The 9,022-nt window shown below is 70.0% G+C and carries 10 protein-coding genes; 6 read left to right on the top strand and 4 right to left on the bottom strand.

The window, feature by feature from the left end; genetic code table 11:
• Positions 1-1,121, top strand: a 1,121-nt coding sequence (locus KUTG_RS37055) for an alpha/beta hydrolase (RefSeq protein ID WP_084580219.1), incomplete at its 5' end; no start/stop codon positions are given.
• 304 nt (positions 1,122-1,425) lie between these two features.
• On the opposite strand, the gene KUTG_RS37050 is transcribed toward KUTG_RS37055, so the two are convergent.
• The 4 genes from KUTG_RS37050 to KUTG_RS37035 all read right to left on the bottom strand — a co-directional run bounded on the left by KUTG_RS37050 (position 1,426) and on the right by KUTG_RS37035 (position 4,477).
• The gene (locus KUTG_RS37050; RefSeq protein WP_043723547.1) at positions 1,426-2,115 is read right to left on the bottom strand and encodes a DUF6319 family protein; all 690 of its coding nucleotides are present in this window, start codon (positions 2,113-2,115) and stop codon (positions 1,426-1,428) included.
• A gap of 245 nt (positions 2,116-2,360) precedes the next feature.
• On the bottom strand, positions 2,361-2,555 hold the full coding sequence (locus KUTG_RS37045; RefSeq protein WP_043723544.1) for a hypothetical protein: 195 nt from the start codon (positions 2,553-2,555) through the stop codon (positions 2,361-2,363).
• A gap of 214 nt (positions 2,556-2,769) precedes the next feature.
• A complete protein-coding gene (ligD, locus tag KUTG_RS37040) occupies positions 2,770-3,765 on the bottom strand; it encodes a non-homologous end-joining DNA ligase (protein ID WP_043723542.1) in 996 nt (331 codons plus the stop codon).
• A 94-nt stretch (positions 3,766-3,859) separates the two neighbouring features.
• Entirely contained in the window at positions 3,860-4,477 is a 618-nt protein-coding gene (locus KUTG_RS37035) for a TetR/AcrR family transcriptional regulator (protein ID WP_043731926.1), read from the bottom strand.
• Positions 4,478-4,539: 62 nt separating this feature from the next.
• Here KUTG_RS37035 and KUTG_RS37030 point away from each other — a divergent pair, with 62 nt between their 5' ends.
• From KUTG_RS37030 to KUTG_RS54330, 5 genes are all read left to right on the top strand, one after another.
• Positions 4,540-5,709: an acyl-CoA dehydrogenase family protein gene (locus KUTG_RS37030; RefSeq protein WP_043723539.1), complete on the top strand. Its 1,170-nt coding sequence runs from the start codon at positions 4,540-4,542 to the stop codon at positions 5,707-5,709.
• Complete coding sequence (locus KUTG_RS37025) at positions 5,706-6,530, top strand: MaoC family dehydratase (RefSeq protein ID WP_052395833.1); 825 nt, start codon at positions 5,706-5,708, stop codon at positions 6,528-6,530. The genes KUTG_RS37030 and KUTG_RS37025 overlap by 4 nt, the downstream gene beginning before the upstream one ends.
• 275 nt (positions 6,531-6,805) lie before the next feature.
• The gene (locus KUTG_RS37020; protein WP_157495019.1) at positions 6,806-7,189 is read left to right on the top strand and encodes a hypothetical protein; all 384 of its coding nucleotides are present in this window, start codon (positions 6,806-6,808) and stop codon (positions 7,187-7,189) included.
• The gene (locus tag KUTG_RS37015) at positions 7,143-7,832 is read left to right on the top strand and encodes a DUF3558 domain-containing protein (RefSeq protein WP_084580217.1); all 690 of its coding nucleotides are present in this window, start codon (positions 7,143-7,145) and stop codon (positions 7,830-7,832) included. Before KUTG_RS37020 ends, KUTG_RS37015 begins: the two co-directional genes overlap by 47 nt.
• Before the next feature lie 128 nt (positions 7,833-7,960).
• Positions 7,961-9,022 (top strand): hypothetical protein (locus tag KUTG_RS54330; protein ID WP_198047428.1); only part of this gene is annotated, 1,062 nt, incomplete at its 3' end.

Raw genomic sequence — 9,022 nt, 5'->3', positions numbered from 1 at the left:
GAAGCTGCCGGCGCCGCTGCTCAAGAAGTTCTCCCTTGATCGGCATGGACCGCCGCGGCACCGGCGCGTCCGACCCGGCGCAGTGCATCCCGGGCTCGGCGCGGGCCGCGATCACCGAGTACGACTCCGACAGCACCCAGCTCGACGACCTGTCGGCCGCGGCCAAGCGGGCCAGCCAGGAATGCGTGCTGGAGCTGGACGACCGGCTCCAGGCGCTGGACAGCTGGCGCACCGCCGGCGACCTGGACCAGCTGCGCGAGGCGCTGGGCGTGAGCAGGCTCAACGCCATCGGCCACGGCGAGGGCTCGCGGGTGCTGACCGTCTTCGCCGACCGCTTCGGCAGCCACACCGGCCGTCTGGTGCTGGACGGCTCGCCCGACCCGATCCTGGATCCGCCGAGCGCGGCCCAGGCCGGCGCGTTGGGCGCGGAGGCCACCTTCGACGCGTTCGCCACACTGTGCAAGGCGCGGAACTGCTCGCTGGGGCCGGATCCCAAGCAGGCCACGCTGGCGCTGCTCGACCAGCTGCGGCAGCACCCGATGACGGCCCGGCTCTCGGTCGGGGAAGCCGTGCACGCGCTGCTGATGGGGCTGGCCGACCGGGCCAGCTGGCCGGCGCTGGCGGACGCGATCACCGCGGCCCGCGCCGGCGACATCGACGCGCTGGCCGCCTACGTGGCCCCGCTGTCCACCGCCGTCGACAACGATCCGCCGCTGCTGGACACGCAGTTGATCACCGGCTGCAACGACATGCAGATGCGGCTGCCGCCGGAGCAGATCAGCGGCATGGTGTCGGACTGGAAGGCGAAGGCCCCGCTGTTCGGCGGCCTGTTCGCGCAGCAGCTGCTGCTGTGCAGCTCATGGCCGGTGCCGGCGCAGCAGCTGCCGACGCCCAGCGGCCACAGCGCGCCGCCGATCCTCGTGCTGAGCACGGCCGACGACCCGATCACGCCGGAGGAGGGCACCCAGCGCACCGCCCGTCAGCTGGCCTCGGGCGTGCTGGTGAGTTGGGAGGGCGGCGGGCACGGCGCCCTGATTCAGTCGCCATGCGCCACCGCCGCCGTGCAGCACTTCCTGGTCGACGCTCAGGTTCCGACGGACGGCACCGCCTGCCCGCCGTGAGTGTCGCTCCCTAGCGGTGTCAGCTGCAACTGGAGCAGCAGCCGCAGCCAGGGCCCGTGCAGCTTCCACAACAGCTGCAGCCACCCAGCTCAGGCGTCTTGTCGTCCATGAGGACCTCCCCGGAAATCGAACGGACCAGCAGGTTGACGGTATTTCCGCGCACGGTGTCGGGGACACCGCTACGTGAGCGACCCGGGCCCTCACCCGAACGCGGTCCCGATCGATTCACGCATAGCCATAGGTGACCGAAAAAAGAGCGGGGACCCCCCGAAAGGAATCCCCACTCTGTGCTAATGCCGACGAATCAGCCGGCCAGCTCCTCGAGCGCCTTCTGCGCCGCCTCGAGCTCGGCGCGCAGCTGCTCGACCTTGGCCGTCTGCTGCTCGCGGGCCTGCTCCAGGATCGCCTCGATCGACTCGGCGACGTCCGGGTGCAGCGTCTTGGCGGCCTGGCCGACGACCGCCGGGGTGACCGGCAGCGCCCGCAGGGCCTTCTTCTTGGCCGCGACCACGTCCACGGTCCAGTCGCCGTCGACGCTGCCGCTGATGGTGATGACCACGTCGGCGACGCGGGTCTTCTTCGCGGTGCTGGCCGGGCGTGGCTTCTTGGCGGTGGTGGACTCCTCCTCCACGACGGCGGTGTCGCCCGCAGCGACCTCCTCAGGCGCTTCGGTGGTGGTGTTCTCGATCTCCGACATTCTCTGCTCCATGGAGGGACGGGATACCGCTGGTACCTCTGCTGGCGAACGCTTGCGTCCCGGCCGGACGAGCGTCAGCTCGCTCGGCGAGAAGGACAGCTCATCGTGCGAGCCGGCCGGACGGACCTGGATGTAGTCGCCCTCGACCGGATCGTTCAACGCGACGACCCGGGCCGACTTACCCGTCTCGACCCCGACCGCGTCGGCCGTGAACCAGACGGTGGGCTCACGGCCCCGGACGAGCTCGTCACGAAGATGCTCGACGTCCTCGTCGGACAGCGAGCCTGGTTGCGCCATCTTGATTCTCCTCGATGCGTGCAGGGCTGGGCACCGGGGTGGCACACACCGTGACGAGGGCTGTCCGGCATGCCGCCGCCCGGCAACCTAGCAGTAGGGGCTGGCGCCCCGTGCCGGCTCCGTCCGGAAGGCGACGCAGAGATTAGCACACCTGTTCGAAGCCCCGGCCCTGACCGCAGCTCCCCTGCCACATGTGGCGCACATTCGGCACCTGAAGCCACGTACGGTCCACATGTGGCGGGTGATCACGACTCGCGGAGGCGGTACTCCCAGCCGAACTGGTCGGTGTGGTGCAGGTCGTAGTGGTGCTCGATCTTGGGGCCGTCGTGCAGGTGCACGTGGGTGATGGTCTGGCGCGGCTCATCCATCGGCCTGCTCCAGATCTCCTCACGGCCGTCGAGCGGGCCGCCGACGAAGCGCGCCACATAGGGAATCGTCATGGCCGGCCCTCCTCCAGGCTGCTCGGGGTTTCCGCCCGCTCCATGATAAACGGCCGACACCCCGAAGCAGAGACCGATCACGTGTCCGTCTCAGTACATTTTCGCCGCAGGTCACCGGCCGGAACGGCGGCGTTCCCCACTGTCAAGAGTCGAGACGGACATGATACGCCTTCGGTGACACATATTGTCCACAATGGAATTGCATGGCGGTGATTCAGTCGTGTCGGGCCTTGCTCGGCTGCACCCGCTTCGGTTCTCCCGCCATCTTCGGATAATCGGGCGGATACGGCATCTCGCCCCGCTCGTCGCCCGCGTACCACTCCAGCAGCCGCTCGATCCCGTACGCCTGCTCGTCGATGCCCGCCAGCGCGTCCCCGTGCTCCGCCAGCCAGCCCGGCGCCGTCAGCACGTCGAAGTCGTTCGGGTCGACCGTCGGCAGCTTCTCCCAGGTCAGCGGCATCGACACCGTCGCCCTCGGCGTGCCCCGAACCGACCAGGCCGAGGCGATCGTCCGGTCCCGCGCCGCCTGGTTGTAGTCCAGGAACACCCGCTCGCCGCGCTCTTCCTTCCACCACGCCGTCGTCGCCCGGGCCGGGATCCTCCGCTCGACCTCCCTCCCCAGCGCGATCACCGCGTGCCGCACGTCGATGAAGTCCCACTCCGGCCGGATCCTCGCCAGCACATGGATCCCCCGGCCGCCCGACGTCTTCGGGAAGGACCGGATCCCCAGCTCCTCCAGGACCTCCCGCAGCGTCAGCGCCACCTCCACCGCATCCGCGAAGTCCGTGCCCGGCTGCGGATCCAGGTCGATCCTCAGCTCGTCCGGCCGGTCCACATCGCTGCGCCGCACCGGCCACGGGTGGAAGTCGAACGTCCCCAGGTTCGCCGCCCACGCCAGCACTGCCGGCTCCGTCGGGCACACCTCATCCGCCGTGCGCCCCGAGGGAAAGGTGATCCTCGCCGTCTGCACCCACTCCGGCGCCCCCTTCGGGATCCTCTTGGCGTAGAACGCCTCCCCCTCCACCCCGTCCACATACCGCTTCAGCGTCGTCGGCCGCTCCCCCACCGCCCGCAGCAGCGGCTCCGCCACCGCCACGTAGTACTCCACCACCTGCCGCTTGGTGATCCCCCGTTCCGGGAAGTACACCTTGCCCGGGCTGGACACCCGAACCGTCCGCTCCCCCACCCGCAACTCGATCGCCTCAGCCACGCCAGCACCCTATGCCGGCCACCGCGCGCCCACGACTTCTTCTCGCCCCGAGCTACCGGCTGGTCGCCAGCAACCGAGCGACCAACCGGGGCTTTCACCCCCCACGCTTCCCGTCCAACCTCACCAGCAACGCCTCCAGCACCAGCTCGAAGCTGTCCTCGTCCACCTCTTCCGCGTGCTCCCGCAGCAGATGCGCCTGGTTCAGGTGCGGATACCGCTCCACATACACCTGCGCGTCGTCCGAGAACCCCGCCGCGAACGAGCTGGTCGCCGCCCCGATGACGATGTACTTCACCGCGGCCCCGATCATCGTGGCCTCGCGCGGGGGCCAGCCGGCACCGACCAGGCCGCCGTGCACGGCATCGGCCATCCGCAGCGAGGCGTCACGCCGCGCCGGGCCGCGGGCGACGAACGGGACCATGTTGGGGTGCTCGGCCAGCACGGCCCGGTAGCTCCGGGCCCAGCGGACGAGACCGGCCCGCCAGCCGCCGTCGAAGCCGCCGACGTCGACCCGGCCGATGATGTCGTTGGCGATGTCGTGGAGCAGGTCGTCCTTGGTGGCCACGTGGCTGTACAGGGACGCGGCCTGGACGCCGAGCTCGGCGGCGAGCTTGCGCATGGACAGCGCTTCCAGGCCGTCACGGTCGACGAGGGACAACGCCGTGGCACGGATGCGGGCGGGACTGAGGATCGGGGTGTGCGGTCTTGGCATGGCCACCTCCTGCGCGTACATTAAAACTAACAGTGTTCGGTTTAGTCGGGAAGGGACTCGCGGTGGACTTCTCACTCAGCGACGAGCAGCGGGAGATCAGGGACTGGGTGCGCACCTTCGTGCGCAAGGAGGTCATGCCGCTGGAGCCCGAGGTGCTGCGGCGGGAGCGCGCCGGCGAGCGCGGCTTCACCGCCGAGGAGTCCCATGCCCTGCAGCAGAAGGCCAAAGAGGCCGGCTTCTGGGGCGTGCTCACCCCGCAGGAGTACGGCGGCATGGGCATGGACGCCGTCACCGCCGCCCTGATCGAGGCCGAGCTCGGCCGCTCCTTCGTGCCGTTCTACCTGGGCGGCAAGGCGGACAACATTCTGTTCCACGCCAACGAGGAGCAGCGCGAGCGCTACCTGGTCCCGACCATCGCCGGCGACCGCAGGTCGTGCTTCGCGATCACCGAGCCGGGCGCCGGCTCGGACGCCCGCAACATCCGCACCTCGGCCCGCAAGGAGGGCTCGGAGTGGGTGATCAACGGCGAGAAGACGTTCATCACCGGCGGCAACGAGGCCGACTTCACGATGGTCTTCGCCGTGACGGACAAGGAGAAGGGCGCTGACGGCGGCGTCACCTGCTTCCTCGCCGACCGTGACATGGGCTGGAAGTCCGAGTACATCGACACCATGGGCGAGTGGGGCCCGGCGTCGCTGATCTTCGAGGACGTGCGCGTGCCCGAGGAGAACATCCTCGGCGAGGTCGGCCAGGGCTTCCGGCTGGCCATGCAGTGGATCGGCCAGGGCCGCTACCTGCTGCCGGCGCGGGCCATCGGCGCCACCGAGCGGCTGGTCGAGATGGCCATCGAGCAGAGCAAGACCCGCGTCACCTTCGGCCAGCCCATCTCTGAGCGGCAGGCCATCCAGTGGATGATCACCGACTCCGCCGTGGAGATCGAGGCGTTGCGCTGGTTGGTGCTGCACGCCGCGTGGCAGGTCGACCAGGGCGTCGACTCCCGGCAGGCGCAGTCCATGGCCAAGCTGTACGGCGGCGTGAAGGCCAACGAGATCGTCGACCGGGTGTTGCAGATCCACGGCGGCATGGGCTACACGCGGGAGCTGCCGGTCGAGCGGTGGTACCGGGAGCTGCGGCTGCTGCGCATCTACGAGGGCACCGACGAGATCCAGCGCCGCACCATTGCCCGCAACCTGCTCAAGGGGCACGCCAAGGTCGGCGGCTACCTCGGGTGATCGACTTCGGCATCCTGGGCGTCGTCGAGGGTCCTTGGCGCAAGTCGTGGACCTCCGACGACGCCCTGCGCTACGCCGTCGGCGTCGGCGCCTCCGAACTCCCCTTCACAACCGAGAACTCCTCGGGTGTCACCCAGCAGGCCTTGCCCACCATGGCATTGGCTCTGACCCATTTCACCGAGCCCGCCCAGGTTTTCGGCGACGTCGACAACACCCGGGTCCTGCACGCCGAGCAGTCCTTGGCGCTGCACCGGCCGTTCCCGGTCGCCGGCTCCATCGAGGTCCGCCGCCAGGTCACCGACATCTTCGACAAGGGCTCCGGCGCCCTCATCGTCAGCCGCGTCGACGCCGTCGACGACGCCGGGCCGCTGTTCTCCGCCGTGTCCTCGGCTTTCCTCCTCGGCGAGGGCGGCTTCGGCGGCCCCCGCGGCACCTCTTCCCGCGCCGCCGTGCCCTCTCACGCCCCCGACCGTCGCCTGGAGTTCGCCACCGCCCCCAACCAGGCCCTCATCTACCGCCTGTCCGGCGACCGCAACCCCTTGCACAGCGACCCCGTCTACGCCGCCCGCGGCGGCCTCAAGCGGCCCATCCTGCACGGCTTGTGCACCTACGGCATCACCTGCCGCCTGCTCATCGGCGCCTTCGCCGACGGCGACGCCCACCGCGTCACCGGCATCACCGGCCGCTTCACCGCCCCCGTCGTTCCCGGCGACGTCCTGCTGGTCGACGCATGGCTGGACGGTGACGGCATCGCCTTCCGCACCAGCACCTCCGCCGGCCTCGTGGTCATCGACGGCGGCCGTCTCACGCTCACCCGGTGAGGTTCGTCTCGTATCTGCGCGCCACCTCGCCGTTCCCCTTCTGAGGGCGGCCTACTCGGGTGATTTCGGACCCGAGCCCGTATGCGGACCACTACCATCGAACCGCGCTGCGTCACGGCCAAGGGGAACGGATCGGCGGTGGGCAGCGTCGGAGTCAGGGTGGCCGGCGAGTCGTCGCCACCGTCAACTCCGCAGGGTGCCGCGGGCACGAGGGGAAGAGGGCACGAGACGCCATGGGCGACCAGGCAACCGGGCAGGCGCAGACGCCGCCGAACGTGGTGAAGGGCTTCACCCGCAGCGAGGCGATCCAGGACCTCGCCCAGCACATCTTCGGCGGCCTGCCGCCGACGGGCGGCAAGTTCACCATGGACCCAGACGAACTCAACGACGCCATCAAGCAGTGGAACGACCTGCTCATGGAGCTGACGGAAGACGCCGCTGCTGGCCGAAAAATGGTGGGCCTCACCGCCGCCGGGAGCCCGCTCGACCAGGCCGGCCAGGCCTTCGTCGATGCGGCGAACGCGTCCGGCACGGCCTACCTGAAAGCCAACAAGGCGCAGCAGGCCTTCGTCACCGAATACATCACCAAGTTGACGGCCGTACGAGACGGTCATGTGGAAGCCGACCAGACCGGCGCTGACCACCTCAAGAAGGCGTGAGGAATTGCCAGTGCGTCACCACAGCTTGAAGATCGGCCTCGTCGCCGTGGCACTCGCGGCGGTCACCGCCGGATGCTCGACGCCGCCGGTCGTCGGCACCCCGGGACCGCAGTCCAACGGTGTGGCCGCCGATGGAAAGTTGCCGTCCGGCGCCCCGCACGTGGCAAATCCGCTGGACACGACGCGAGGGCAGTCGGCGCCATGCAACGTGTTGACCCAGGCACAGATCTCGTCGCTCGGTATTGTCGCGACCGGAAAACCGACCACCGATCCAACCGGCCCGGGCTGCAATTGGTCGGACACTTCGACGATCCCGTTGCTCATGACCATCGGCACCGGTTTCATCACGGCAAGCAAGGGCGGCCTGAGCTCGCTGTACGTTCAGGCGGAATCACTCAAAAAGGCCGGCGGCTACTTCGCGCCGGTCGATCCGATCCAGGGGTTTCCGGCCGTTCTGTACGGCCAGCTCGATGACCGGAAAGACAAAACGAACCCCGGATGCGGCCTCGCGGTTGGTGTCAGCGACACGCTTCAGTTCACCGTCAGCGTCGACACGACCACCGCACACCAGCAGTTCGATCCCTGTGCGATTGCCAAGAAGGTCGCCGACATGGTGATGACCAATCTGAAGGCAGGTTCGTGATGGGCAGGCTTGGACCGGGGGACATCCACCATGCCCTGACTCAGGGGCCGGGCACTGGCAGCCTTCAGGACGCGCGGGCGGCGTCGACCTCGCTGGCGCAGACGCATGAGCAGCGGGAGAGCCAGGCCATGGCGCTGGTGATGAAGATGGGGTCGGCCTGGACGGGGGATGCGTCGGAGGCGGCGCAGGCGGGGGCGGCGCCGTTGCTGAGGGCGTTTCGGGACGGGCAGCGGGCGCTAAGCACGCATCAGGATCTGATGGGGCGGCAGACGGAGTCGTTCGGGGTGGCGAAGACGAGCGTGCACGACGTGCCGAACGAGCCGCCGTCGGCGTCGTTCGGGGACATGCTCAGCGATGCCAGCGGCGTCAGCATGTTCACCGGGGGCGGCTACCTGAACAAGGTGCAGGACTGGTCGGAGAAGGCCAACGCGAACGTGGCGGCGTACAACGGGTACGCGAACGCCAGCTCGTACAACAGGACCAATCTGCCGAACGAGTACGGAGATCCAAGCGGATCGGGGTCGGACATCGCGCTGGCGCCGACGCAGCCGGGGCCGGGCGGCCACGGGCCGGACGGCTCGGGCGGGATCGACGGGCCGGGTGGCCAAGGCGGCGCGAACCACCTGGTCACCCACTACGGACCCGGCCCGTCGTCCGCGTGGACTCCGCCCGGCGACGGCACACCGGGACCGGGAACCGGCGGCATCCCGGTCCAAGGCACAGGGCCAGGCCAAGGTGCGCCGGGCTCGGGGACGGGATCGACGACTACGCAGGGCTGGCCCGGCGGCCCGTCCTCGCCCGGCGCAGGACCCGGCACGGGACCCGGCGGCGGCTGGCCCACGCCGCCCGGCGGCGGTGGCGGCCAAGGCTGGGGCTCCGGCGGCGAAGGCAGCTTCCCCGGTGGCACGCCGTTCGGCGCACCCGGCGGCGGGTTCGGAAGCGGCGCAGGCGGCACGGCCGGCGGAGGCAGCGCGGGCGGAGCCAAGGGCTTCCGAACCGGCGGCATGCCCGGCGTGAACGCGGCGGAAGGCCAAACGGGCCCTGGTGCCCGGGCCGGCGCGGGTGCCCCGGGCGCGAACGCCGCGATTGCCACGGGAAGGCCGGGCGCGCCGGGAGCCCCGGGCAACGGCGGCATGGCCGCCGGGGCCGGACGCGGTGGGAAGAAGGAAGAGGACCAGGAGCACAAGTCG

The organism is Kutzneria sp. 744, from assembly GCF_000568255.1.
GTDB lineage: Bacteria > Actinomycetota > Actinomycetes > Mycobacteriales > Pseudonocardiaceae > Kutzneria.
Note: the sequence above shows the minus strand (reverse complement) of the source record. Positions and strands in the feature narration are given on the sequence as shown.

Coding starts and splice junctions, on each gene's coding strand:
- KUTG_RS37050 (WP_043723547.1), bottom strand. CDS start 2,115: ATGGCGCAACCAGGCTCGCTGTCCGACGAGGACGTCGAGCATCTTCGT.
- KUTG_RS37045 (WP_043723544.1), bottom strand. CDS start 2,555: ATGACGATTCCCTATGTGGCGCGCTTCGTCGGCGGCCCGCTCGACGGC.
- KUTG_RS37035 (WP_043731926.1), bottom strand. CDS start 4,477: ATGCCAAGACCGCACACCCCGATCCTCAGTCCCGCCCGCATCCGTGCC.
- KUTG_RS37015 (WP_084580217.1), top strand. CDS start 7,143: ATGTGGAAGCCGACCAGACCGGCGCTGACCACCTCAAGAAGGCGTGAG.